Source organism: Vreelandella gomseomensis (assembly GCF_031451645.1).
In the GTDB taxonomy this organism is placed as follows: Bacteria; Pseudomonadota; Gammaproteobacteria; order Pseudomonadales; family Halomonadaceae; genus Vreelandella; species Vreelandella gomseomensis.
Map to the genome: position 1 here is coordinate 218,458 of NZ_JARWAI010000005.1, position 25,982 is coordinate 244,439.

Consider the following 25,982-nt stretch of genomic DNA (forward strand, 5'->3'; position numbering starts at 1 on the left):
ATGCGTACTGATCCGATCATACTCGGCACCGCCTTTGGTTATCTGGCGCTATTGTTTCTGGTCGCCGCCTGGGGGGACCGCCGCGCGGAACAGGGCCGTTCACTGATCGGCTCGCCCACGGTCTATGCCCTCTCCATCGCCGTCTACTGCACCGCCTGGACGTTCTACGGCAGCGTCGGGCGTGCCGCCGAGCATGGCCCCAGCTTTCTACTGATTTATCTGGGCCCGACCCTTGCCATGCTGCTGTCACCCTTTGTGATCCGCAAGATGGTGCGCATCGCCGCGCGGCAGCGGATCACCTCGATTGCCGATTTCATCAGCGCGCGCTATGGCAAGAGCAGCGGCCTGGGCGCCCTTGTCGCCTTGATGGCGCTGATCAGCATCACCCCGTATATCGCGCTCCAACTGAAGGCGATCACGGTGAGTCACGCGGTATTGATCAACTACCCAAACACCGCCGACACCACCTTGGTTGATGAACACTTCTGGATGGACAAGTCCCTCTGGGTCGCCCTGGTGCTGGCAGTGTTCATCATCCTGTTCGGCACCCGTCACCTGGATGCCAGCGAACGCCACGAAGGCATGGTGGCCGCCATTGCGCTTGAATCGATCGTCAAGCTGGTGGCCTTCATGGCCGTGGGCGTCTTCGTCGTTTTTGTGATGTTTGAGGGGCCCGCTGCGCTGTTTGACGAGGTAGCCGCCACGCCGGGTCTCGCCAACAGCATGCGCCTGGACAGCGTGCCCGGCGGTGCCACCGGCTGGGTGGGCATGCTGGTACTGGCCTTTCTGGCGTTCTTGACCCTGCCGCGTCAGTTTCAGGTCCTGGTGGTGGAAAACGTCGATGAGCAGCATTTGACCCGGGCGAGCTGGCTGTTCCCGCTGTATATGCTGCTGATCAACCTATTCGTGATCCCCATTGCCCTGGCCGGGCTGTTGCTCGGCGTGAGCGCCGGCGACCCGGACAGCTTCGTGCTGACGCTGCCGCTCTCGGCGGGGCTTGAGGGGCTGCCACTGCTGGTGTTCATCGGCGGCCTGTCGGCGGCGACCGGGATGGTCATCGTCGAAACCATTGCGCTGTCGACCATGGTCAGCAACCAGCTGGTGATGCCGCTGCTGCTGCGCTCAAGACGCCTGCACTTGAGCACCAAGGGCGAGCTGGCCGGCTGGTTGCTCGGCATCCGGCGGGTGGCCATTGTGCTGATTCTGCTGCTTGGTTATCTTTACCACGCGCTGATTGGCGACGCCTACAGCCTGGTGACGATTGGGCTGGTGTCCTTCGCGGGGGCCGCCCAGTTTGCCCCCGCGCTGCTGATTGGCCTGTACTGGCGGGGCGCCACGCGCCAGGGGGCCGCTTCCGGCCTGATCGCCGGGTTCCTGGTCTGGTGCTACACCCTGCTGCTGCCGGGATTTGCCCAGTCGGGCTGGCTGGATGCCTCGCTGCTCACCGACGGGCCCTTGGGCATCGACTGGCTGACGCCCTACGCACTGTTCGGCCTGGAAGGCTGGGATATTTACACCCATTCGCTGCTGTGGAGCATGCTGGCCAACGTCGGGCTCCTGGTCGGCGTGTCGCTATTTACGCGGCCCACCCCGCTTGAACAGACCCAGGCGGCGCTGTTTACCCAAGCCATGCACCCCAATCTGCAAAGCACCCCGCTGTGGCGCGGGCAAACCACCCAGGGGGCGCTCAGCGAGCTGCTTATTCGCTACCTCGGCGAGCAGACCACGCGCCGGGTGTTCCGCCACAGCGGCCCCGAGGGTGGGTTCGATGCCGAGGAGCCCGCCGACGCTGGGCTGATTACCCGCGCCGAACAGGCGCTCGCCGGGTCGCTCGGCAGCGCCTCGGCGCGGGTGCTGATCAATTCGGTGGTGCGCGGTGAAGCGCTGGACATCGAGTCCATTCTGAGCATTCTGGATACCACCTCTCAGACCCTCGAGTACAATCGGCGCCTGGAGCAAAAGTCCCAGGAGTTGGCACAGATTGGTGAGGAGTTGCGCAGCGCCAACGAGCGCCTGCGTGAGCTCGATCGCCTGAAGGACGAGTTTGTCGCCATGGTCAGCCACGAACTGCGCACGCCGCTCACCTCGATTCGTGCCTTTGCCGAAATACTGCGTGACAATAGCGAGCTACCCGACGACAAGCGTGAGCACTTCCTTGGCGTTATCGTCCATGAAAGCCAGCGACTGTCGCGTCTGATCGAAGAGATTCTGGATCTGGCCCGACTGGAGAGTGGCCGCTTGACGCTCACCCCCGTGCCGCTAGACCTGGCGGCGCTGGCGCAGCGCAGCGTCGACGCCATTGCCCACCTTCACCAGGAACGCGGCATTGAACTCGAGATTAGCCTCGAGGCCGACCCGGCCATGGTGATCGGCGACCAGGATCGCCTGGAACAGGTCATCATCAATCTGCTCGATAACGCGGGCAAGTTTGCCGACCGACAACACCCCAAAGTCCGCCTGACCCTCTACCCTCACCGCCGTCACTTTCGCCTGAGCGTGGAAGATAACGGTGCCGGTATCAGTGCTGACGAACGCGAGCGGGTATTCGAGAAATTCCACCAGATCCAGCAGGAGGGCGACATTCCTCATGGCCGACCCAAGGGCAGCGGCCTGGGGCTACCCATCAGCCGGGGCATCATTGCCCACCTGGGCGGGCGACTCTGGGTGGAAGATGCCAAAACGCTTGGCGGCGCCTGCCTGACCCTGGAACTGCCGCCGGCACCGGATGACACGACCGCGACGTCATCCACTTGAGGGCTGCCCATCGTCAAGGGATGCTTACCTGCTGAACAAACGCCTTAATCTGCTGGAGATCAAACTTTAACAGCAGGCGCTCATCATCCCTTAAGGATCCCAGGTCTATCCAGCCGTCAGCAGCTTGACCACGGGCTTTATTGGCGCGCTGCTGGTTCAGCAGGCGTTGCTGAAGGCGCTCCAGGGCGGCCACCAGCAAATCCGCCTGCGCCACCGGAAGCACACCGGCCACATGGCTGAGCGCGGCCAGTCGTTCGCGGGTCGCGACTTCACGCCGCTGATGGCGCACGCACAACAGTCGCACGGCGCTGATCAAGGGCAGCAGGCCCTGCTGCTTGAGGTTGATGGCCTCGTCATGGGGCGCATCCAGTGCGGGGCTCGAGGCAATCCGGCCAAAACGGTCCAGCGCGACCGGAAGCTCCTCGAGCAATGCGGCCATTTCATGCATGAATAGAGCGGCCTTGGGTAGTGTCGCCGCGATGCTGTCAGCGAGTCGCTCAGCCAGCGCGGAATTGCCTGCCACCGGGGCAAAATCGAGCAGGATATTGGTCTGCTGCACCCGCTTCACCTGCCGGTCAGCACTCCAGATCGATAGTTGGGCGCGCCACTCGCTGAGCCGTTTACGCCACATCGGCCAGCGCGCCATGACGTGACCACGGCATAGCGGAATGCCTGCCTCGTCCAGGCGCCCGGTAAAGCGCTCACCCAATGCCTGAAAGTAGCCGTCGATTTCAACGTGGCGGTGATCAGGGTAGTCGTCAATAATCAACGCATTATCCTGATCAGGGCCCAGCAGGCTCTCGTAGCGTGCCGCCGAGCCCAGCAGCAGTATGCAATAGTCAGCCGGTGGCTCTCCCCAGCCTTGAGCGCGCATATCGTCAAGCGAGAGCTCGATCGCCTGGCGGTAAAGGCTGGCGTTGTGGTCGCTGATCAGTTGGCTGATGCGCCAGGCAGGCAGATCGTAGTGCACCAGCGATTCCACCAGCGAGAGCTGCCAGGCGTGGGCATTGGTTAGCGAGGACGGCAGCGACGACGTACGGGGGAATAGATAGTCCAACGGCGCGGTGAGCGCCGGGATATTGAGCGTCCCATCATCGTTTATCAGGCAGCGCCAAGGTGAGGCTTGGTGGATTAGACGCATGAACCTCCCCTAGCGTGATGGCGGTATTGCGGTTAGCCGTTACCTTCATGACGGGGGTCAGGAGCAAACATGTCGTCGCCCACTTCATCAATATAGCGCTGGGATTTGCTGACCATCAAGGCATCGCACGCCTCACGACTGGGCACCATGTCCGAACGCTCGAAGCGGTGTTCCAGATCATCACCCTCACCCTGGGACCGGCGGATCGTACCGCTCACCCGATATTGGCCGCTCTGGCTATCGGGCTGAGAGGTGATCAGGTAGCCCTTGTATTCGACGGGTTCAGCGGCCTGCGACTGGCTCGTGGCCCCGTCGCTACCGCCACCCAGCAAGCCTGAAAATAGTTTTTTAAACATCGTGCCTCCTGCGTTCGGCAGGCGGCAAGTCGTGCTCGCCGCCTGCCCTGCCCGTTAGCTCTGTTGGCGACCTTTACCCGCGGCAATCCGCAGGCGCAATGCGTTCAGCTTGATGAAGCCTTCGGCGTCTTTCTGATCGTAGGCGCCCGCATCGTCTTCAAAGGTGGCAATCGACTCGTCGAACAGCGACTGGTCGGACTTACGGCCCACCACGATGGCGTTACCCTTGTAAAGCTTCATGCGTACGACGCCGGAGACGTTATGCTGGGTCTCGTCGATGGCCGCCTGCAGCATGCGACGCTCGGGGCTCCACCAGTAGCCGTTGTAGATCACTTCGGCATACTTCGGCATCAGCTGGTCTTTAAGGTGGGCTTCTTCACGGTCCAGCGTCAGCGACTCGATGGCCCGGTGAGCGCGCAGCATGATGGTGCCGCCTGGGGTCTCGTAACAGCCGCGGGACTTCATGCCCACGTAGCGGTTTTCGACGATATCCAGGCGGCCGATGCCATTGTCACCACCCAGCTTGTTGAGCTTTTCAAGCACTTCGTGGGGCTTATGGGCCTCGCCGTCAATGGCGACGATATCACCCTTGTCGAAGGTAAGCTCCACATAGGTAGGCTGATCCGGTGCTGCTTCCGGCGAGACGCTCCAGCGCCACATGTCCTCTTCGGCTTCCGCCCACGGGTCTTCCAGAATGCCGCCTTCGTAGGAAATGTGCAGCAGGTTGGCATCCATGGAATAAGGCGATTTTTTCTTCTTGCCGGAAAAGTCGACAGGGATGTTGTGCTGTTCGCAGTAGGCCATCAGTTTTTCCCGCGAGGTGAGATCCCACTCACGCCACGGTGCGATGACTTTCACGCCAGGCTTCAGCGCATAGCCGCCAAGTTCGAAGCGCACCTGGTCGTTGCCCTTGCCGGTCGCGCCGTGTGAGATCGCATCGGCACCCGTTTCGTTGGCGATGTCAATCAGACGCTTGGCGATCAGCGGGCGGGCAATGGAGGTGCCCAGCAGGTACTCGCCTTCGTAGATGGTATTGGCGCGAAACATCGGGTAGACGTAATCGCGCACAAACTCTTCGCGCAGGTCTTCAATGTAGATTTCTTTGACGCCCAGCGCTTCCGCCTTGGTGCGGGCGGGCTCGACCTCTTCACCTTGACCGATGTCGGCGGTAAACGTCACCACCTCGCAGTTGTATGTTTCCTGCAACCACTTAACGATAACGGATGTGTCCAGGCCGCCTGAATATGCCAGCACAACCTTTTTGACATCGGACATTCTTGACTCCTTCTGCTGTACAAAATGCGCGCCAGACACGCCAGGGGGTGAGTGGTTCACGCGATCGGGTAAATGCCAAGTATAGCGTTCTCAGTGCTCAGCGAATACCGCCAACGACGGCTTTGCTGGAAACTGCTAGAATCTTCCCACGAAAAGCGCTAGATGCTCTTTGCCCACTGATTACTCGCTTACTAAGGAGAGCTGCATGAGCGAGGCGATTGCCCGCGAATTGATGGCCCAACGTTTTCGCAGTTACCTGCCCGTTGTCGTTGATTTGGAGACGGGCGGCTTCAATGCACAAGGCGATGCCGTGCTGGAAATTGCGGCGGTCACCCTGACGATGGACCCTGAAGGCAACCTCCTGCCCGACGCCACCTACGCCTACCACATTCAGCCATTCGACGGTGCCAATGTCGAACAGTCTGCGCTGGATTTTACCGGCATCAATCTGGATGACCCGCTACGCCGGCAGGTCGCGCTGAGCGAAGAACAGGCGCTGGGCGAAATTTTCCGGCCCATCCGCAAGTCGATCAAGGCCCATGGCTGCTCGCGGGCCATTCTGGTCGGCCACAATGCCGCCTTTGATCACGGCTTCCTGAATGCGGCGGCAAATCGCTGTGGCATCAAGCGCAACCCTTTTCACCCCTTTTCCAGCTTTGACACCGCGACCCTGGCCGGCCTGATTTACGGCCAGACCGTGCTCGCCCGCGCCTGCCGGGCAGCCGGCATCGAGTTTGACAATAAGTCGGCACACTCGGCACGTTACGACACCGAGCGCACCGCCGAGCTGTTCTGCGCCATGGTCAACCGCTACAAGGATCTCGGCGGCTGGCAGCTGGCTCAGCGCGAACAGGCGATGGATAGCGGCGACTAGCCGGATGCAGGCCATGCGGCTTTACGCTAAACTTCGCCCACTTGTTTCTGCGCCATCCAAACGGTGAAAATTGCATTCACCCGCATGGCGCCCACGTTCCTGCGTTCACTACGCCTTCCGACCCCCAGGAGATGAGACGTTTCCATGGCCCAGCATAATGCCTTTTACGCCCAGTCAGGCGGTGTCACCGCTGTGATCAACGCCAGCGCTTGTGGTGTCATTGAAGCTTGCCGACAAGCCCCCGACCAGATCGGCAAGGTCTATGCCGGCCATAACGGCATTATCGGCGCCCTCACGGAAGACCTCATCGATGTCACCCAAGAGAGCGACGACGCCATCGCCGCCCTGCGTCATACCCCCGGCGGCGCGTTTGGCTCTTGCCGCTACAAGCTCAAGGACATCGATACGCACCGCGCCCAGTACGAGCGCCTGATCGAGGTCTTCAAGGCCCACGATATTCGCTATTTCTTCTACAACGGCGGCGGCGACAGCGCTGACACCTGCCTGAAAGTCTCCCAGCTTTCCGAAAAGCTGGGCTACCCGCTGACCGCAATTCACGTCCCCAAGACCGTGGATAACGACCTGCCGATTACCGACAATAGCCCGGGCTTCGGCAGCGTGGCGAAATATATCGCGACGTCCACCCGCGAGGCGTCACTGGATATTGCCTCCATGTGCGCCACCTCTACCAAGGTATTCGTGCTTGAGGTGATGGGCCGCCATGCGGGCTGGATCGCTGCGGCGGGCGGACTGGCCGGTGAAGGCCCGGGCGAGCCCCCGCACCTGATCGTGTTTCCTGAAGTGGCGTTCGATCGCAAGGCGGTGATGGAAAGGGTCGAGCAAAGTGTCAAGCAGAACGGCTACTGCGTCATTGTGGTGTCGGAAGGCGCGCGCTATGAAGACGGTACCTTCCTGGCCGATGCCGGCAATACCGACGCCTTTGGCCACCGCCAGCTGGGCGGTGTCGCGCCGACGCTTGCCGGGATGATCAAGCAGGACCTGGGCTACAAGTATCACTGGGCCGTTGCCGACTATCTCCAGCGCGCCGCCCGCCATCTGGCGTCCAAAACCGACGTCGAGCAGGCCTACGCCGTGGGCCGCGAAGCCGTGACCCTGGCACTGGCGGGCAAAAATGCCATGATGCCTGCCATTCGCCGGATCTCACAGTCCCCCTATCAGTGGGATGTGATTTCCGCGCCGCTGTCGCAGGTGGCCAACCAGGAGAAGTTCATGCCCCGGGACTTCATCAGCGAAGAGGGTTTCGACATTACCGACGCCTGCCGCGAGTACCTCTCTCCGCTCATCCAGGGCGAAGACTTCCCGCCGTTTGAAAACGGTCTGCCCAAAGTGGCCAAACTGAAACTGGCCAAGGTCGAGCGCAAGCTGCCGGATTTCACCCTCTAGACGCTACCTTTGGACGACCAGCAAACGCCCGGGCATCTCAGCGATGCCCGGGCGTTATTGTGTGGCACGTCGGTTTAGCGCAGCAGCCAGGAAAGTACCAGCAGCAGCAACAGAATACCCGCCACGCCCTGCCAGAAACGACGCGGTTCCTGACGCTCTTTATCGGCATCGGCCGCCGGCCGTTTGCCCAACGGCAAGCGCAGCGCATGCAGGAATTCGGATAGCCGTCTGAAACGCAGCGCCCGCTGGGGATCCAGCGCGCGTCTCAGCGCCTCGTCAAGCTGCGGCGAGATCTCGGGATTGGTGGTACGCGCATTGCGGTAGGTCAAGCCTTCCAGGTCGGTATGACTGCGTAGCCGGTTCGGCGTCAGGCTGTAGGGCATCTCCCCGGTCAGCAGCCAATACACGGTCGAGGCCAGGGAATATTGGTCGCTGCGGCGGCCGACGCTGTCGCCCAACGCATACTCGGGTGCCGTATGTTCGTTCAGGCCAACCTGCCTGAGCAGCTCCCCCGAATGCCGGTGGCCATCCACTTCGCGCATGTGACAGGCGCTGAAATCGGTCAGGACAATCTTGCCGTGAGGGTCGACCAGGATATTATCCGGCATGATCTGCTGATGGATGATGTCCCGATGATGCAGCGCCTGCACGGCCTTGCCCAGCTGGTTGGCGATATCCAGCCGCTGGGAGAGGGTCGCCTGGGGGTGACGCTCTGCCCACTCGCGTAATGTCTCGCCTTCAACATGCTGCATCAGATAGTAGAGGTAGCGGCGCGGGCGTGATGGCTCGACCACCTTGACAACGAACGGGGAGTTCACCCGCTCGACGACCCACTGCTGCAGCAGGAAGTGCTCGAGATAGGCATTGCGCAGCGAAAGCTCAGGGCTTGGGGCCTTCATGACCATTTCGCGTTCGGAATAGACATCGCGGACGCGGTAAATGCGCGACTGTGACGTGCGCGACAGGACGGCCAGCACCTCCAGGCCATCCAGCCTTGCGCCAGGCGCAAGCTCAGGGGGGATGGGCAACTCGCCGTATAGCTGGCCGGGATGATCGGGGCTTTCCTCGGGCAGCTCGTCAATGCGCACCAGTTGGAAGCAGAACTGGTCACCGCCGTAGCCGCGTTCTTGCGCGCGCTGCTTGGCTTCGTTGGCGAGGCGCTCGCAGGCCGCGTCCAGGTCGCTGGCATCCTGGCGAATCAGGCGCACGTAGTCAGAGGGCAGCAAGGTGCCGCCGACCGCCTGGGTGGTGAACAGGAACAGATCACCCTGCTTCATGGGCAGCAGGGTATAGTCGATGTCCACGCTGCCATCCATGCCTAGCGCCCGGGACGGGTAGCGATAGCCGCCAAGATCGGTGACATGGTCTCGGCTCAGCTGTTCAAACTCGGCGCCACGCAGACGAAACACCAGGGTATCGCCCATATGAAACAGGTGGGCATCACGCTCACGAAAAACCATGGCGGAGAGCGACGACACAAAGCTGCCGTTCTGTACATGCTGACTTTGGCTGTAGCACCAGCTGTTGAGGGCTCGCAGCACGCGGGTGGCCGACGTTTTGACATCCCAATGATCCGGGGTCGAGAAATAATCGGCCAAAAATCCGCGCACGCTCAGATCACCCGCCTGTTTCGCCAGGGTGTTACGTGAGAGCGAGTCACTAATGACCGCACAGCCACCCTTTGCCTTGAGCAACGGCGGCTCCGGAAAGCGAACCGACATGGAGCTACGGTGCAGCCGCCGGTCGGGGGCAACAAATGCCTGACCGTAACTGATCAGCAATTGGGCATGTGCCAAGTCATCCTCCTGAGCATACTGCGTTGGCCACTGACATCACTGTCTAAGAGCGCCCATGATACACGCTGGAAACATCAAGTGATGCCCGCCAAACGTCGTGGCATGGCAATCGGCAAGGCCAGACGCCAAGCGAATCAGCGCAACACCTATGTCGCATTGGTAATCCTGCGGCCATGTTCGTATAATTCGACGCCATCCATATAGCAATTTCGATTGCCTAGCCATTGTACGACCAAGGAATAAACGATGAACTTCGACAACATCCCCGCTGGTAAGGATCTGCCCAACGACCTATACGTGGCGATTGAAATCCCTGCCAACCATGCCCCGATCAAGTATGAGATCGACAAAGACATGGGGGCCCTGCTGGTCGACCGCTTTATGGCCACCCCCATGTTCTACCCGGCCAACTATGGCTTTATTCCCCACACCCTGGCCGACGATGGCGACCCGCTGGACGCGCTCGTCGTCACGCCGCACCCGGTTCAGCCGGGCAGCATCATTCGTGCGCGCCCGGTCGGCATTCTCAACATGACCGACGAAGCCGGTGAAGATGCCAAGCTGGTGTGCGTGCCGCACCCCAAGCTCAGCTCGCTCTACGACGACGTCCAGGAAGTCACCGACCTGCCCGAACTGCTGCGCCAGCAGATCGCCCATTTCTTCGAGAATTACAAGGATCTCGAAAAAGGCAAATGGGTCAAGGTCGAGTCCTGGGAAGGCGTGGAAGCAGCGCGCAAGGCGATCGAAAAATCAGCGGCGGCTTACCACAAAGCCTAATTGCTTAGGCGCAAGCGTTAGACGGGGCCACCTTCGGGTGGCCCCGTTTCGTTGGCGAACCGTTATTACCCTGAAGGCAGGCGCCGACCGTTACCCGCACGCCATGTTGCGTTATGCTAGCCACCTGATATGACGCTATCGACCAAGGACACATTTTGCTTACGATTCGACGGTTAGGGCTGTTACTTCTGCTCGGCGCGCTACCGCTATTGGCCCAGGCGCAGTGGTTCTCTTCAAGCGACCAGAACGATGACTTTCTGCCCGTTCTGGAAGCCTTTCAACCCACTGCCTGGCACGACGGTGACACGCTCTTCGTGGGCGTTGAAGCCGCTGACGAGTATTACCTCTACCGGCACCAGTTTGCCGTGGACAGCCTGAACAATGGCGTTCGCCTGGGAGAACCCGAACTGCCCGAGGGCACCTACACCAATGATGAATTCCTGGGCGACGTGTATATTTTCCGCAACCGGGTGGTCATGGAAGTGCCTTTGGAAAATGACGTGTCAGGCCCGCTGGATATCGACTTCACCTTCCAGGGCTGCGCTGACGCCGGGCTATGTTACCCGCCGGAAACCTTGGCACTGCAGGCCACCGAAAGCCAGCCACCGCCTGCGTTTGCCGATTGGGCGCCCGCAACCAGCGATGAAGATGAAGAGGCACCCGCCGCGTCGCCCGAAGAAACGTCGGATGAAGCCACCAGTACAGCTGAGACAACTGACACGTCTGCTGAAATTGACGACAGCGCCGCCCCCCTTGGCGCCCCCCAGAGCGAGGACAGCCGCTTTAGCCAACTGATGACCGACGCCAGCCTTCCCCTGGCGCTGGGCCTGTTTTTCCTGGCGGGCATCGGGCTGACTTTCACCCCGTGCGTATTGCCCATGGTGCCCATCCTGTCGTCGATCATCGTCGGCCAGCAACCCACCCGGCCCCGTGCTTTCCTGCTGTCGGCTAGCTATGTGCTGGGCATGGCCGTCACCTATGCAGCGGTCGGTGTACTGATGGGCCTGTTTGGGGCCGGCCTCAACCTCCAGGCGCAGCTCCAGTCCGCCCCGGTACTGATTACCTTTGCAGTGCTTTTCTGCGTGTTTGGCCTGGCCATGCTCGGTGCCTTTGACCTGCGCCTGTCGCCTCGCGTCGCACAGCGTGTCGACGCCTGGCAGGCACGGGCGCAGCGCAGCGGTCTACCTGGCCTGGCGCTGGCAGGCGCATTATCGGTGCTGGTGGTGTCGCCCTGCGTCACGGCGCCCCTGGCCGGCGCGCTGGTGATCATTTCCACCACCGGCGATGCGCTCACCGGCGGCGCCATGCTGTTTGCCCTGGGAATGGGCATGGGCGTGCCCCTGCTTCTGGTTGGCACCTTCGGGGCAACCCTGCTGCCCCGTTCGGGGGCCTGGCTCAACGGCGTCAAGATCGCCTTTGGCCTACTGCTATTCGGCGTCGCCATCTGGATGGTGGAGCGCCTGGTACCGGGGCCGGTCGCGCTGCTGCTCTGGGCCGCGCTGGCCATCGGCACCGCGCTGGCGCTGGGCGCCGTGCAGACCAACACGCCTTCCGGCTGGCCAAAAGCACGCCAGACGCTGGGACTGGTATTGCTGACCTGGGGCATTGCCTTGACGATCGGCGCCGCCCAAGGGTCGAACGACCCGCTGCGCCCGTTGCAGCCATCTGGCTCCGCCAGCGGCGCGGCGACCGCGCCGCTGGCCTTTCAACGCCTGGACAGCATGTCTGGCCTCGACAGCGCCCTGGCGGACGCCGAAACGGCAGACCGGCCCGTTTTCGTCCACTTTACCGCCGACTGGTGCATCTCTTGCCGCCTGCTGGAGCGGGAGGTCTATACCGACCCTGATGTGATTGACGAGCTGGCGGGCTTCGAGCGCATTGCGGTCGACGTCACCGATACCAATGCGCAGAGTCGCGCGCTGCTGAATCGTTTCCAGCTATTCGGCCCGCCTAGCCTGTTGTTTTTCCATGCCGGGCAAGAGATACGCGAGGCACGTATTCAGGGCGACATCAATGCCGCCGATTTCAGCCGTCATCTGCGCAAATTGGCGCAATGGGTCGACAGTCGCTAGCCTGAACCAGGCAAGACGAACGCCCTTTCGGCGTCATCCTCCTGCATTCTGTCGCGAAGATCGCCAAACGATCGTATTAATAAGCGCCTCCTGACCTCAACGCCAGCATGGCTGGACATCGTTTGAGTTTTTCGGCAAACTTCGCCACCATATTAATTGAACTTCTGCCTTTAAAAGCAGTAAAAAGGGTTAACGTTCGTCATCATGCGGCGTTCTCTACATTTTTTAATTTGGTTTACTGCGCCGTTTCCGCGTGGTAGGCACACCACTCTTAACGATAGTGATGGGGCTAGGTAATGGATATCCGCAAAGTTAAAAAACTGATTGAGCTGCTCGAAGAGTCCAACATCAGCGAGATTGAAATTCAGGAAGGCGAAGAGTCTGTCCGTATCAGCCGCCATCCCAACGGGGCCACCTGGCAGCCACAGTCAATGCCCCAGTATCCCCAGCCTGCCCCTCAACAACAGGCGCCGGCCGCCCCCGCCGCCAGCGCGCCCGCACCTGAGGCAGAGTCGGCACCCGGCAGCAGCTATCGCGGTGAAGCCGTCAACTCGCCAATGGTGGGCACTTTCTACCGCAGCCCTGCACCGGGCGCCAAATCCTTTGTAGAAGTAGGCGATACGGTCAAGCAGGGCGATACGGTGTGCATCGTGGAAGCCATGAAAATGATGAACCAAATAGAAGCGGATCGCGACGGCGTGGTGGAAGCCATTCTGGTAGAAGACGGTGAGCCGGTGGAATTCGATCAGCCCATGATCGTCATCGCTTAAACCCTCATTTCAATACGGATGGACTCTCCCATGCTCGACAAGGTACTTATCGCCAACCGCGGCGAGATTGCCCTACGTATCCTCCGGGCCTGTAAAGAGCTAGGCATCAAGACCGTGGCGGTGCATTCCAAGGCCGACCGTGAACTCATGCACGTACGCCTGGCCGATGAAGCCGTGTGCATCGGCCCGGCCTCCTCCGCACAGTCCTATCTCAATATTCCGGCACTGATCAGCGCCGCGGAAGTCACCGATTCAAGCGCCATTCACCCGGGCTACGGCTTCCTCTCCGAGAACGCCAACTTTGCCGAGCAGGTAGAGCGCTCCGGTTTCACGTTTATCGGCCCGCGCGCCGAGACGATTCGCTTGATGGGCGACAAAGTCAGCGCCATTGAATCCATGAAAGCGGCTGGCGTGCCCACCGTGCCCGGTTCAGACGGTCCGCTGGGCGACGAAGACGAGATCAATCTCGCAACCGCTCGACGCATCGGCTACCCGGTGATCATCAAGGCGGCAGCCGGTGGTGGTGGGCGCGGCATGCGCGTCGTGCATGCCGAAGGTCACCTGTTATCGGCCATCAACGTCACGCGAACCGAGGCTCACTCCTCGTTTGGCGATGGCACCGTCTACATGGAGAAATTCCTCGAAAACCCGCGCCACGTGGAAGTTCAGGTACTCGCCGACGGCCAGGGCAATGCCATTCACCTCTATGACCGTGACTGCTCGCTGCAGCGCCGTCACCAAAAGGTGCTGGAGGAAGCCCCGGCGCCGGGCATCGACCCCGAGGCCCGCGCCAGGGTGCTGGAAGCCTGCCGCCAGGCCTGCCTGGAAATCAACTACCGCGGTGCGGGGACGTTCGAATTCCTCTACGAAGACGGCGATTTCTTCTTTATCGAAATGAACACCCGCGTTCAGGTCGAGCACCCAGTCACCGAGATGATCACCGGCGTCGATATCGTCAAGGAACAGCTGCGTATCGCCTCGGGCATGCCGCTGTCGATTCGCCAGGAAGACGTCAAGATCAACGGTCACGCCTTTGAATGCCGCATCAACGCCGAGGATTCCCGCACCTTCATGCCGTCGCCCGGCAAGGTGACGCTCTATCACGCGCCCGGCGGTCTGGGCGTGCGCATGGATTCCCACCTGTACACCGGCTATACCGTACCGCCGCATTACGATTCGCTGATCGGCAAGCTGATCACCTGGGGGGAGGACCGTGACATTGCGCTGACTCGCATGCGCAATGCGCTGGATGAGTTACTGGTCGAAGGAATCAAGACCAACATCGACCTGCAGAAGGATCTAGTGCGTGACAGCTACTTCCGTCAGGGTGGCGTCAACATCCACTATCTCGAAAAGAAACTCAGCAGCTGAGGCTTATGCTGCTGAGTGCGTTATGAACGGGGTGGCACCGCCATCCCGCTTTTTTTGCTGTTGCGGAGACCTGGCATGCCCTGGCTTCAACTGAAAGCGCACGTCCCGCCCGAACATGCAGAGCGGCTTGAAGAGCTGCTGCTGGAAGAGGGCGCGACGGCGATTGGGCTGCAAGACGCCCACGATGACCCAGTGTTCGAGCCCGAGCGCGGCACAACCCCTCTTTGGCAAGACACCGTCGTCACCGGGCTTTATGACGACCTGGAAGGCATCGATGCCATGCTCGCGCGCATTGAAGCCTCTTGGGCCGAGCAGATGCCGGACGACCCCTGCCCGACCATCGAGTACGAGCTGCTGGCGGATCGCGATTGGGAACGCGAGTGGATGGAGGACTTCACGCCACTGCGCATGGGCGAGCGCCTCTGGATCGTGCCTAGCTGGCATGAGCCACCCCAGGCCGATGGCGTCAACCTGGTGCTCGACCCCGGCCTTGCCTTCGGCACCGGCACCCACCCGACCACGGCGCTTTGCCTTGAGTGGCTTGATGGCTTGGCCGTCAACGGCCTGCTGGACGCTCAAACGGTGCTCGATATCGGCTGCGGTTCCGGCATTCTGGCCATCGCGGCGTTAAAGCTCGGCGCGGCGCATGCCGACGGGACAGACATCGACCCCCAGGCCCTGCAGGCCAGCCGCGAAAATGCCCAGCGCAACCATATCGACGAAGCAGATCTGTCGCTATGCTACCCCGAACAGCTGGCGGCGGGTGACTACCCGATCGTGACCGCCAACATTCTGGCCGGGCCACTGGTCGAGCTTGCCCCGACGATTGCCGGTCACGTAGCGCCCGGCGGGCGGCTTGCGCTCTCGGGTATTCTGGCCAACCAGGCCGACGAAGTGCTTAACGCCTACCAGGCACAGGGTCTACAGATGGACGAACCCACCGTACGCGAAGGCTGGGTACGACTGACTGGGCAGCGCCTCGTTTAATCTGCTGTTTACGACATAGGCCGCCTTCACCCCACCGTCGAGGAGGCGTATCATACGCCTCCTCGAACGACTCGAGGGTCGTTAATCGCACTATCACAGCGCCCATTGCCATGACCCTATCGATATCTGAACCGCTCAAGATCGGCCCCTACGTCCTGCCTAACCGGCTCATGCTGGCACCAATGGCCGGGGTCACCGACCGCCCCTTCCGCCAGCTATGCCGGCGCCTGGGAGCCGGCTGGGTGGTGGGTGAAATGGTCACTGCCGATCCTAGCCTGTGGCACACACGCAAATCCCAGCTGCGCATGGATCATCGCGGCGAGCCCGATCCTCGGGTGGTACAGATCGCCGGGGGCGACGCCGAGATGCTTGCCCGCGCCGCCAGACTGAATGCCGACCTGGGCGCGCAGGTGATCGATATCAACATGGGCTGCCCGGCCAAAAAAGTTTGCAACAAGGCCGCTGGCTCTGCCCTGCTGCGCGATGAGAAACTCGTCGGTGACATTCTTGATGCCGTGGTCAACGCCGTCGATATCCCCGTGACGCTGAAAATTCGCACCGGCTGGTGCGCCGACTCCAATAACGGCGTGCGTATTGCGCGGCTTGCCGAGCAGGCAGGCATTCAATCACTGGCGGTTCATGGCCGTCATCGCGAGCAGCGCTATACTGGGTGGGCCGAGTACGACACCATTGCCGATATCAAGTCGCGCCTGGGAATTCCGGTGATTGCCAACGGCGATATCACCAGCCCGGAAAAAGCGGCTGAAGTGCTGCGCTATACCCAGGCAGACGCCGTGATGCTCGGCCGGGCGGCCCAGGGGAACCCCTGGATTTTTCAACAGATCCAGCACTTTCTTGAGCATGGCGAGCACGGCGCAGCGCCAGGCCTTGACGAGCGTCGCCACGTGCTGATCGACCACTTGAGCGCCCTGCATGGGTTCTACGGCGCCACCATGGGGGTGCGCATTGCGCGCAAGCACCTCGGCTGGTATCTCAACGAGGATGCCCGGTTTACCCCGGAGCAACGGCGTGATTTGAAACAGCAGTTCAATGGATTGGCATCCACCGAAACACAAGTCAACTGGATCAACGACGCCATGGCGCCCGATGCCATCAAGCGTCTGCTAGCCAAAGGAAGCTATGCAGCATGACCGAACGCGATCTTGATCTTCTTTCCAGCGATAACAGTGTTAGCGACGGCCAGACCCGGTTAGCCGGCACGCTGGCTGACCCTTCGGCCAGCACGCCTCCGCAACCGCTTCGCGAAGCCGTGGAAACCGCGATGCGTCGCTACTTCGAGCATCTCGATGGCAGCCAGGCAAGCGACCTGTACGCCATGGTGATGGCCGAAGTAGAGGCGCCGCTGCTGGCCTGCGTGCTTGAGCACACCGACGGTAACCAGACACGGGCGGCGGATGTACTCGGCCTCAACCGTGGCACGCTGCGCAAGAAATTGAAGCTTTACGGACTTATTGAAGGTGACGCCCCCTGACCGTGGGGCGTCGTTGTTTTCCACTCTTTCATCCTGCACACACGAGCACCCCCATGGCTGATAGCACTGTGACCCCCGTCCGCCGCGCCCTGCTGAGCGTTTCTGATAAAACCGGTATCGTCGAGTTTGCCCGCGGCTTGTCCGCACATGGCGTGGAACTCCTGTCCACAGGCGGCACCTTCCGCCTGCTGCAGGAACACCAGATTCCGGTCAAGGAAGTCAGCGAGCATACCGGCTTTCCCGAAATCATGGATGGCCGGGTCAAAACGTTGCACCCCAAGATCCATGGCGGCATTCTTGCCCGCCGCGGCCAGGACGATGACGTCATGGCAGCCAACGATATTACGCCGATCGATATGGTCGTGGTGAACCTCTACCCCTTCGCCGCCACGGTCGCCAAGCCTGACTGCACCCTTGGGGACGCGATCGAAAACATCGACATCGGCGGCCCGACCATGGTTCGCGCCTGCGCCAAGAATCACGCCTACACCACCATCGTGGTCAATGCCGACGACTACCCCCGCGTACTTGGCGAGCTCGCCGCCCAGGATGGCCAGGTCAGCGATGCCACTCGCTTCGACCTTGCGGTCAAGGCGTTTGAGCACACCGCCAGCTATGACGGTGCCATTGCCAACTACCTGGGCCGCCAGGTAGAAGCGTCGGCAAGCGACTTCCCGCGCACGTTCAACCTGCAGCTGCACAAGCAGCAGACGATGCGCTACGGCGAGAACCCTCACCAGCAGGCCGCGTTCTACACCGAAGCCGACGCCAACGAGCCCGGCGTGGCAACGTCCAAGATACTGCAGGGCAAGCCGCTGTCGTACAACAACGTCGCCGACACCGATGCCGCCTTTGAATGCGTCAAAGCATTCACCGATACCGCCTGCGTCATCGTCAAGCACGCCAACCCCTGCGGGGTTGCCATTGGTGCCACGGCCCTTGAGGCCTACGACAAAGCCTTCGCCACCGACCCGACCAGTGCGTTTGGCGGCATTATTGCCTTCAACGTGGCCCTGGATGCCGACACCGCTCAGGCCATCATCGACCGTCAGTTCGTTGAAGTCATCATCGCTCCTGGAGTAAGCGACGATGCCGCGGCAATTGTGGCGGCCAAGAAGAACGTGCGGCTGCTGGACGTCAGCGCACACTGGCCCGGCGAGCCCCCCAAGGCCCTGGACTTCAAACGCGTAACCGGCGGCTTGCTGGTGCAGGAGCGCGACCAGGGCATGGTTTCCCGCGATGAACTGACGGTGGTGAGCAATCGCGCCCCGTCCGAGCAGGAGCTGCGCGACCTGACGTTTGCCTGGCGCGTCGCCAAATTCGTCAAGTCCAACGCTATTGTGTACGCCAACAGCGGCCAGACCATCGGCGTGGGCGCCGGGCAGATGAGCCGCGTCTATTCCGCCAAGATCGCCGGCATCAAGGCCGCCGATGAAGGCCTCTCGGTGCCGGGCTCCGTGATGGCGTCGGATGCGTTTTTCCCCTTCCGTGACGGCATCGATGCCGCCGCCGAAGCCGGCATCACCGCCGTCATTCAGCCGGGCGGCTCCATGCGTGACCAGGAAGTGATCGACGCCGCCAATGAAGCCGGCATTGCCATGGTGTTTACCGGCATGCGCCACTTCCGCCACTAGTTACTGCGCATCACCCCGCATCAAAAAGCCCTCATCGACGGCGTCGATGAGGGCTTTTGCTTGCCTGTATCCGTGCCTGCACGAATCCAGAAGCGACGAGCGCGTCGGCTCAGCCGATATCAATACACAGGTATTTAGTCTCGAGGTATTCTTCCAGGCCCTGGTGGCCACCCTCGCGTCCTAGCCCCGATGCTTTCACACCGCCAAACGGCGCCGAGGCGTTGGAAATCAGCCCGGTGTTGATGCCGACCATGCCGTATTCCAGCGCCTCGGCCACCCGCCAGACACGCCCAAGATCACGCGAGTAAAAGTACGATGCCAGCCCGTACTGGGTGTCGTTAGCCATTTCAATGGCGGTTTCTTCATCGTCGAAAGGGAATACCGCCGCCAAGGGGCCGAAGGTTTCTTCCTGCGCGACCTTCATGTCTTGGGTGGCAAAGCTGATCAACGTTGGGCTGAAGAAGTTGCCGCCTAGCGGATGGGGGTGACCACCCAACAGCAACTGGGCGCCCTTGTCCACGGCGTCCTGAACGTGCTCACTGACCTTCTTGACCCCGTCGCTATCGATCAGCGGGCCGATATTGATGTTCTTCTGCGTCCCGTTGCCCACGTGGAGCTCGCTGTTCATCGCAACGGCCAGCTTTTCACAAAACGCATTGATGACGCTCGACTGCACCAGAAAACGGTTGGTGCATATGCAGGTCTGCCCGGCATTGCGAAACTTAGCGGCCATGGCGCCTTCGACGGCGGCATCCAGGTCAGCGTCTTCAAACACGATGAAGGGCGCGTTGCCGCCCAGCTCAAGCGATATCTTCTGGATGTGTTCAGAAGCTTGTGCCATCAGCTTGCGGCCCACTTCGGTCGAGCCGGTGAAGGTAATCTTGCGCACTTTGGGGGACTGGGTTAACGCCTCGGCGATCTCGGCGGCGCTACCGGGCACCACATTGAAAACCCCCCGGGGAATACCGGCGCGCTCAGCCAGCATAGCCAGTGCCGTGGCCGAAAATGGCGTCTGGCTTGCAGGCTTGATGACGATGGTGCAGCCGGCCGCCAGCGCGGCACCTGCCTTGCGGGTAATCATCGCAGCGGGGAAATTCCAGGGCGTGATGGCCCCTACAACGCCGACAGGCTGCTTGGTGACCACGATCCGCTGGTGAGTATTGGCGGCGGGAATGGTTTCGCCGTAGACGCGACGGGCTTCTTCAGCAAACCAGCGCAGAAAGCTGGCCGCATAGGCAATTTCACCGGCGGCCTCTTTCAGTGGCTTACCCTGCTCGTGGGTCATCAGCATGGCCAGATCATGCTGGTGCTCAAGCATCAGGTCATGCCATTTCAGCAGTAAATCCGCCCGCTCCTGAGCGGTCAGCGAGCGCCAGGCGGGAAGTGCCGCATCGGCTGCCTCGATAGCGCGCTCTGTCTCTGCCTTGCCAAGCCTTGGCATATCGCCGACCGTTTCGCCGGTCGCCGGGTTCAGCACATTGATCTGCTCGCCACTGTCAGCTGCCACCCAGCTTCCATCTATATAGGCAAACGGACAATACAGCTTTGTCTCTTTAAGCGCTTCCATGTCAGACTCCTGCCCCTTGCAAGGGGCTCATCAACAGTTGAACCTCTTCATGCTATGACGAAACAGGGCAGTAGACCAACCGTACGACAGTGTTGAGCAGATAACGATCAGCTGACCAGCGTTAAAAATTCCTGGCGAGTTGCCTGATTGGCGCGAAAATCCCCCAGCATCACAGACGACGTCATGCTGGAGTTCTGCTTCTCCACGCCACGCATCATCATGCACAGGTGGCGGGCTTCGATCACCACCGCCACACCGCGTGCCTGGGTCACCTGTTGTACGGCCTCGGCAATTTCGCGGGTCAGGTTTTCCTGGATCTGCATGCGCCGGGCAAACATGTCGACGATACGGGCAAATTTGGAAAGCCCCAGCACCTTGCCACTGGGCAAGTAGGCAATGTGGCACTTGCCGATGAAGGGCAACAGATGATGCTCGCACATCGAATAAAGCTCGATATCCTTCACCAGCACCATTTCATCGGTTTGCGACTCGAATACGGCGCCGTTGACAATCTCTTCCAGCGACTGATGATAGCCCGCATTCAGGAACTGCATGGCCTTGGCAGCGCGTTTTGGCGTGTCTTTCAGTCCCTCACGCTCTGGATTCTCCCCAAGCGCGCTAATAATGTGTCGGTAATGCTGGGCGATCTCATCCGTCATGGTAAGCCTCGTCGAAAGGTGTCTGGCGCGCCGGGGTAGATCCGTCGCGCTTAATCGTGCCGGCCGTCGGCCGCCATGGCAGTAGGTGACCTTGTTACCGGCCACGCCATGTACAAAAAATATACTTTTAATAGCTCATGTACAATAAATTATTAACATAGCGCTCAAAGCCTGCGTATTTTAACGCACCCCAGGACAAGGTGGCAGCGTCGTGGCGACCGTTGGCTTGCCGATTATCGCCACATCAGGCGTCACCCACCATGATCAGGCGATGTTTCCAGGGCTATGCCAGCCAGCGGGGCGTCTTGAGCACCAGTAGCTGCTGCTCCAGCTGACGGATGTGTTGATCCCAGTAGCCTTTATCGGCAATCCAGGGAAAGGCCTGTTGGAAGGCGGGATCTTCCCAGCGCGACACCCACCAGGCGCTATGGCGAATCAACCGGTAGGCGCGCAGCGGTTCAATCAGCGCCATTTGCGCATGGGGAAAAGGCCGCACCTCCTCGTACCCCTCTACCATCTCGCTCACCTGCCGCCGCCATTCCTGGGGCTCGTTCGCCGACAGCAGCATCCAGACGTCCTGAATCGCCGGTGCCATTAGACAGTCGTCAAAATCAACGAGCGAAAACTGCTCGTCGCGCCCCAGAATATTGCCCAGATGACAATCTCCGTGGCAGCGAATCATGTCGCTATCACGCCATTGATGGGGCGCCAGAGCTTCAATGGTGCGGGTAATGACACTGTCATAGGCCCTGCGCTGATGTCGATCCAGGCGCTGACTGTCTGATACCCGCTGCTGAGCATCCTGCACCCCCGCCACCAGCTCCAGGCGCGGGCGATGGCTAAAAGCTCCGTTGCTTGACGTCGCGTGCAGTCGACCCAAAAGCCCCCCCAGCGCGAACAGGTGGGCGTCGTTATCAAGCTCCGGGGCCTGACCCGGGCAATGGTAAAAGAGCGCAAACCGAAAGCCTTCATAACGGTGCAGCGTTTGCCCGCTTGCATCGGACCATACCCTGGCCACCGGAACTCCCGCCTGACCGAGCTCCTCAAGAAAGTCATGCTCTTCCTGAATAGTGGCGTCCTGCCAGCGCTCAGGTCGGTAGAACTTGATGATCCATTGGGCACCTTGCTCATCGCGGAACATCATCACCCGGTTTTCGTAGCTGTTTAAGGCAAACGGCTCCGACGTTGGCCATATATCCAACGACTCCACCGCCGACATCACAAGGCCGGGAGAAAGCGAGCGAAAAGCATGCGTCATAATGATTCCAGGAGCAGTCGGTAAAGGAAAGCTAACATCGAAATAGTCGTAAGCGCCGCTACGCTTGATCAACCACTAGCGGGGTGCGAGAGGCCGCCCAAACGTCCACGCGCTCGACCCCTGCCCGGCGCAGCGCCAAGGCCATCGAATGGGCGGTTGCCCCGGTGGTGACCACGTCGTCGACAATGGCCACATAGCCCGGCAGCAAGGCATTGACCTTGAACGCCCCGGACAGGTTGGCAAAACGCGCCTGTCGATTCAAGCGGCGCTGCGAAGGCCCCTGCTTGACGCGCTGCACTTCCAGCACCGGCAGCCCCGTGCGTCGGCCTAGCTCGACCGCCAGCCATCGAGCCTGGTTGAAGCCACGCTCACGGGCACGTTCAGGCGTCATGGGGACAGGTAGTATCGCATCAAAAGGCGGCGACGGCAGGCTTGTCTGCATCAGCTCGCACAACAACATGCCGGCGCGGGGTCTGGCATTGAACTTGAAGTCGCGCACCAGCGCACTAATGGGAAACTGAAAACGCAAGGCCACGTGGGCAGCATCGAAGGCCGGCCGCTTGCTGACGCAATGCCCGCACAGGAATTGCTGGTGGTGGGTTAACGCATCACCACAGCGCGGGCATGCAGGACGATTCCAGGGCAACTGGTCAAAACAAGCCTGGCACCAGCTCGCCTCCCCTGTCAGCGGGTCGAGACAGAACGCGCAGTAACCGGGTAGCGCGCGCTTCACCACGCGACCTCCGGCGGCCATCCAGCGTGTCAGCAGCATCAGCGCCTCCTTCCCTGGCCGGGCACCACTTTATGATTGACTTTATGCACAACATTGATAGTATACGTCCCGTTCTGCGGATGTGGTGGAATTGGTAGACACGCTAGATTTAGGTTCTAGTGCCGTAAGGCGTGGGAGTTCAAGTCTCCCCATCCGCACCAATTCAATATGGCTTTCTTAATTGTCTGCTTCATATTCCCCCCTGTTATTAATATAGTCATTTATACACATCTCCCGCGCCGGGTGGCGTTTTTAGCTCCATTATATTAGAAAACACTAATTAAATAGCCGACACCTTATCACCGGGCGGCTGGCATTTTCTGTGCAGTGGACTAACTTAGCGTCTACCTAAAATAATCTTCCGGCAGGCAAAGGAACGCTTCCATGGAATGGTTAAACGAAAATGGCCAGGCGATTTCCGCCATTACCAGCGTACTGACGCTCCTCGTCTGGTTCTTCTACGCGCAGCTGCTTTATAATAGCTACGTCCGCCAGCGCCGCCCTCGGGTCATTATCAATCGGGGGCTCGGCACGGGTCAGAACGCGCTGTGCCTGATCAGCAACATGAGCAGCGAATCCATCTATATCCAACATGTACTGGCCCTGCTTCATACGTCGGAAGACACCTACATGGTCGATGTAGCGGAGTATCAGGAAGAAAAAGACGAACAGCAGGAGAAATCGGTCAGAAGCCATCAGGGGCCGCTTGCCTCGGGCGACTACCTGCACATGCAACGCTTTGCTGACATTGCCGAACAGATTCGCGTCTCCTGGGAGCTGAACCCTGACATCTTTGATCAAGCCAATCTGCAGCTGGAGATAAGGATCATTGCCATCTATGGTTCTGAGGACAGACCGATCGGGGCGTCACGCTCGTTCTATCTCAACGAGCCAGACACCTCAAAGCAGGCATTGATACCTATCAGCGTCGATACCACGCGGCACAACAGTCGACTTCAGCGGCGTAAAGTGAAGCGCTGGGCAGAGCAGATTGATAGCCAGGCAATGCGCCGCTGACACGATGGCCGACACGCCACACGAGCCTAGAGCCGCAAGCCACCGTCACATTCGATGATTCGCCCTGAGAAGTAATCGTTTTCCATTACAAAAGCGACGCTTTGCGCGATGTTATCCGGTTCCCCCAGGCGTTTCAGCGGCACCCGCGAGGCAATACGCTCCAACATGTCGGGCCGCATTGAGGCGGTCATTTCGGTATCCACGAAGCCGGGTGCCACCGTCCCCGTACGAATGCCGTAGCGCGCCAGCTCGCTCGCCCAGGTGACGGTCAAGGCATGAACCCCAGCCTTGGCGGCAGCGTAATTGCTCTGCCCCGGATTTCCGGCTTTGGAGATACTGGAAATATTGACGATCACGCCCTCATGACCAGCCTCGATCATTTGCGTCGCTGCCTCACGCCCGCAAAGGAATACCCCCGTCAGGTTGATGTCGATAACCCGTTGCCAGGACGCCAGGGACATACGCGCTTCTACCTGCCCCTCCTTGGCTTTCACCATCAACGCATCGTCGGTGATACCCGCATTGTTGACGCACCCGCTGATCGGGCCCTGGCGTTCGGCGATATCGGCAAAGGCCTGGACGACCGAGACCTCGTCGGCGACATCCACTACCACGCCCTGAGCCTCAATGCCCTGGCGGGCCAACTTCGACACCGCTTCATCAAGCACCTCTGCGCTGATATCCATCAATGCCAACCGCGCCCCTTGCTGCCCCAATCGCAACGCCACGGCATACCCTAAACCACGGGCGCCGCCCGTTATCGCTATCACCCGACCATCCAGTTTCATTTAACGCTCCTCTCGTTCAGCCTTTATCAGATCGATATCGCCAAGACCTTCAAACTGACACGCCGGCTATCAACCGGCAATCCCCAAAAGGCGCAATACAGCTAGCACGGCTATTTTGCTTGCCTTGTTTTTCAATCAGACTGTCACCATATTTACAGCGACATCTATAACGGAGTTTGTGATGCCTATTCTGGTGTTTGTGTCCTTATTCACGCTGCTTGATTTTGTCATTCTGTTTTCGATTGGCAACCAGATTGGTTTATTGATCACCCTGCTGCTGGTGATTGGCACTGGCGTGGTAGGTCTTCATCTTATCCGCAAGGAAGGGGTTGCCACTTTTTCCCGCGCCCGCCAACGCATGCAGGCAGGCGAAATCCCCTCAAACGAACTGTTTACCGGTGCGGCACTGATATTTGGCGGCGCCCTGCTAATGGCGCCCGGCTTTCTATCGGATGCCCTGGGCCTTGCCTGCCTGGTACCCGATGCCCGCCGACTGCTGTTTAAACTGCTGACCGCCCTGGGGCTAAAGGTCACTGCCCAGCGCACGGGCGGGCCTTACACCTCACACACCTATCAGCAGAACGAAGCTGGTTACCGTCAGCGTGAAGACGCGTCGTCATCCGAGCAGCCCCAGGGGCCGCTGGAAGGCGACTTCATCAGCCGGGACGAGCCCAGACACCGCGGATAAGCGTTTTTGCAAAGATTGCAAGCTTCAAGATTTTTTTGTTCATCCCCCCTTGAAAGGTTACCCGCAGCCCCCATTTTTGAGGCAGCACACAAGTTCGGCAATCGCTTCAATATTAAGTGGTTGCCATTAACAGCGAAGACATCGTGTCTTCATTTTTCGCGGGCTATGCCCACGAAAACCATCAACATTAACCGCCCTGAATAGGGCCTTGACGATACTTAGGAGAACGTGAGCATGAATATCCGTCCTTTGCACGATCGCGTCGTCGTCCGTCGCGTGGAAGAAGAGCAGAAAACCGCTGGCGGCATCGTGCTTCCGGGCAATGCGCAGGAAAAGCCGACTCGTGGTGAAGTACTGGCCGTAGGCAATGGTCGCATTCTAGAAAGCGGTGATGTTCGCCCTCTCGACGTGAAAGTTGGCGACAGCGTGATCTTTAAAGACGGCTTCGGCGTTGAAAAACAGAAAATCGACGGCGAAGAAGTCTTGATCATGAGCGAAGCCGATATTCTGGCGGTTGTCGAAGGCTAATC

At 60.2% G+C, this 25,982-nt stretch carries 23 protein-coding genes and 1 tRNA gene; 15 read left to right on the forward strand and 9 right to left on the reverse strand.

Annotated elements, in window-relative coordinates:
* Nucleotides 1-2,754: a sensor histidine kinase gene (locus tag QC815_RS08490; RefSeq protein WP_230446837.1), complete on the forward strand. Its 2,754-nt coding sequence runs from the start codon at nt 1-3 to the stop codon at nt 2,752-2,754.
* A gap of 13 nt (nt 2,755-2,767) precedes the next feature.
* On the opposite strand, the gene QC815_RS08495 is transcribed toward QC815_RS08490, so the two are convergent.
* The 3 genes from QC815_RS08495 to QC815_RS08505 are packed head-to-tail and all read right to left on the reverse strand — an operon-like array spanning nt 2,768 to nt 5,526.
* The gene (locus QC815_RS08495; RefSeq protein ID WP_230446836.1) at nt 2,768-3,895 is read right to left on the reverse strand and encodes a DUF294 nucleotidyltransferase-like domain-containing protein; all 1,128 of its coding nucleotides are present in this window, start codon (nt 3,893-3,895) and stop codon (nt 2,768-2,770) included.
* Nucleotides 3,896-3,927: 32 nt separating this feature from the next.
* A complete protein-coding gene (locus tag QC815_RS08500) occupies nt 3,928-4,251 on the reverse strand; it encodes an HlyU family transcriptional regulator (RefSeq protein ID WP_230446835.1) in 324 nt (107 codons plus the stop codon).
* Nucleotides 4,252-4,305: 54 nt separating this feature from the next.
* Nucleotides 4,306-5,526 carry an argininosuccinate synthase gene (locus QC815_RS08505; protein ID WP_230446834.1) on the reverse strand — a complete coding sequence of 407 codons (1,221 nt, stop codon included), beginning with the start codon at nt 5,524-5,526 and terminating at the stop codon, nt 4,306-4,308.
* 205 nt (nt 5,527-5,731) lie between these two features.
* Between QC815_RS08505 and rnt the strand changes: the two genes are divergently transcribed.
* A complete protein-coding gene (gene rnt, locus QC815_RS08510) occupies nt 5,732-6,400 on the forward strand; it encodes a ribonuclease T (protein WP_230446833.1) in 669 nt (222 codons plus the stop codon).
* A gap of 144 nt (nt 6,401-6,544) precedes the next feature.
* On the forward strand, nt 6,545-7,804 hold the full coding sequence (locus tag QC815_RS08515; RefSeq protein ID WP_230446832.1) for a 6-phosphofructokinase: 1,260 nt from the start codon (nt 6,545-6,547) through the stop codon (nt 7,802-7,804).
* 74 nt (nt 7,805-7,878) lie between these two features.
* Here the strand turns inward: QC815_RS08515 and QC815_RS08520 are convergent, their stop codons facing one another.
* Complete coding sequence (locus QC815_RS08520; protein WP_309768032.1) at nt 7,879-9,600, reverse strand: bifunctional protein-serine/threonine kinase/phosphatase; 1,722 nt, start codon at nt 9,598-9,600, stop codon at nt 7,879-7,881.
* 246 nt (nt 9,601-9,846) lie between these two features.
* Here QC815_RS08520 and ppa point away from each other — a divergent pair, with 246 nt between their 5' ends.
* The 8 genes from ppa (at nt 9,847) to purH (ending at nt 18,703) form a co-directional block, all read left to right on the forward strand.
* Nucleotides 9,847-10,377, forward strand: a complete 531-nt coding sequence (ppa, locus tag QC815_RS08525; RefSeq protein ID WP_027335631.1) for an inorganic diphosphatase — start codon at nt 9,847-9,849, stop codon at nt 10,375-10,377.
* 155 nt (nt 10,378-10,532) lie between these two features.
* On the forward strand, nt 10,533-12,449 hold the full coding sequence (gene dsbD / locus QC815_RS08530) for a protein-disulfide reductase DsbD (protein ID WP_309768034.1): 1,917 nt from the start codon (nt 10,533-10,535) through the stop codon (nt 12,447-12,449).
* A 296-nt stretch (nt 12,450-12,745) separates the two neighbouring features.
* The gene (gene accB / locus QC815_RS08535) at nt 12,746-13,219 is read left to right on the forward strand and encodes an acetyl-CoA carboxylase biotin carboxyl carrier protein (RefSeq protein ID WP_230446829.1); all 474 of its coding nucleotides are present in this window, start codon (nt 12,746-12,748) and stop codon (nt 13,217-13,219) included.
* A gap of 30 nt (nt 13,220-13,249) precedes the next feature.
* Nucleotides 13,250-14,590: an acetyl-CoA carboxylase biotin carboxylase subunit gene (accC, locus tag QC815_RS08540; protein ID WP_230446828.1), complete on the forward strand. Its 1,341-nt coding sequence runs from the start codon at nt 13,250-13,252 to the stop codon at nt 14,588-14,590.
* 75 nt (nt 14,591-14,665) lie between these two features.
* On the forward strand, nt 14,666-15,577 hold the full coding sequence (prmA, locus tag QC815_RS08545; RefSeq protein WP_230446827.1) for a 50S ribosomal protein L11 methyltransferase: 912 nt from the start codon (nt 14,666-14,668) through the stop codon (nt 15,575-15,577).
* A 110-nt stretch (nt 15,578-15,687) separates the two neighbouring features.
* Complete coding sequence (gene dusB, locus QC815_RS08550) at nt 15,688-16,728, forward strand: tRNA dihydrouridine synthase DusB (RefSeq protein ID WP_230446826.1); 1,041 nt, start codon at nt 15,688-15,690, stop codon at nt 16,726-16,728.
* Entirely contained in the window at nt 16,725-17,069 is a 345-nt protein-coding gene (gene fis / locus QC815_RS08555) for a DNA-binding transcriptional regulator Fis (protein ID WP_230446825.1), read from the forward strand. Before dusB ends, fis begins: the two co-directional genes overlap by 4 nt.
* Nucleotides 17,070-17,122: 53 nt before the next feature.
* On the forward strand, nt 17,123-18,703 hold the full coding sequence (purH, locus tag QC815_RS08560; RefSeq protein WP_309768039.1) for a bifunctional phosphoribosylaminoimidazolecarboxamide formyltransferase/IMP cyclohydrolase: 1,581 nt from the start codon (nt 17,123-17,125) through the stop codon (nt 18,701-18,703).
* Between the two features lie 109 nt (nt 18,704-18,812).
* Here purH and QC815_RS08565 read toward each other — a convergent pair whose 3' ends face one another.
* The 4 genes from QC815_RS08565 to QC815_RS08580 all read right to left on the reverse strand — a co-directional run bounded on the left by QC815_RS08565 (nt 18,813) and on the right by QC815_RS08580 (nt 22,959).
* The gene (locus tag QC815_RS08565) at nt 18,813-20,270 is read right to left on the reverse strand and encodes an NAD-dependent succinate-semialdehyde dehydrogenase (RefSeq protein ID WP_230446823.1); all 1,458 of its coding nucleotides are present in this window, start codon (nt 20,268-20,270) and stop codon (nt 18,813-18,815) included.
* Between the two features lie 107 nt (nt 20,271-20,377).
* Nucleotides 20,378-20,929, reverse strand: coding sequence for a GTP cyclohydrolase I FolE (gene folE, locus QC815_RS08570; RefSeq protein ID WP_230446822.1), 552 nt, complete (start codon nt 20,927-20,929; stop codon nt 20,378-20,380).
* 283 nt (nt 20,930-21,212) lie between these two features.
* On the reverse strand, nt 21,213-22,187 hold the full coding sequence (locus tag QC815_RS08575) for a serine/threonine protein kinase (protein WP_230446821.1): 975 nt from the start codon (nt 22,185-22,187) through the stop codon (nt 21,213-21,215).
* A 58-nt stretch (nt 22,188-22,245) separates the two neighbouring features.
* A complete protein-coding gene (locus QC815_RS08580; RefSeq protein ID WP_230446820.1) occupies nt 22,246-22,959 on the reverse strand; it encodes a ComF family protein in 714 nt (237 codons plus the stop codon).
* A 76-nt stretch (nt 22,960-23,035) separates the two neighbouring features.
* On the opposite strand from QC815_RS08580, the gene QC815_RS08585 reads away from it, so the two are divergent.
* Together QC815_RS08585 and QC815_RS08590 are read left to right on the forward strand one after the other, a co-directional pair.
* A tRNA-Leu gene (locus QC815_RS08585) sits at nt 23,036-23,120 on the forward strand.
* Nucleotides 23,121-23,343: 223 nt separating this feature from the next.
* The gene (locus QC815_RS08590; RefSeq protein WP_230446819.1) at nt 23,344-23,976 is read left to right on the forward strand and encodes a hypothetical protein; all 633 of its coding nucleotides are present in this window, start codon (nt 23,344-23,346) and stop codon (nt 23,974-23,976) included.
* 26 nt (nt 23,977-24,002) lie between these two features.
* On the opposite strand, the gene QC815_RS08595 is transcribed toward QC815_RS08590, so the two are convergent.
* Nucleotides 24,003-24,764 (reverse strand): SDR family oxidoreductase, encoded by a 762-nt coding sequence (locus tag QC815_RS08595; protein WP_309768042.1) that lies wholly within the window; start codon nt 24,762-24,764, stop codon nt 24,003-24,005.
* Between the two features lie 181 nt (nt 24,765-24,945).
* Between QC815_RS08595 and QC815_RS08600 the strand changes: the two genes are divergently transcribed.
* Together QC815_RS08600 and QC815_RS08605 are read left to right on the forward strand one after the other, a co-directional pair.
* Nucleotides 24,946-25,452: an FxsA family protein gene (locus QC815_RS08600; protein ID WP_309768044.1), complete on the forward strand. Its 507-nt coding sequence runs from the start codon at nt 24,946-24,948 to the stop codon at nt 25,450-25,452.
* A 234-nt stretch (nt 25,453-25,686) separates the two neighbouring features.
* Nucleotides 25,687-25,980 (forward strand): co-chaperone GroES, encoded by a 294-nt coding sequence (locus QC815_RS08605; RefSeq protein WP_027335617.1) that lies wholly within the window; start codon nt 25,687-25,689, stop codon nt 25,978-25,980.
* Nucleotides 25,981-25,982 lie beyond the last annotated feature (2 nt).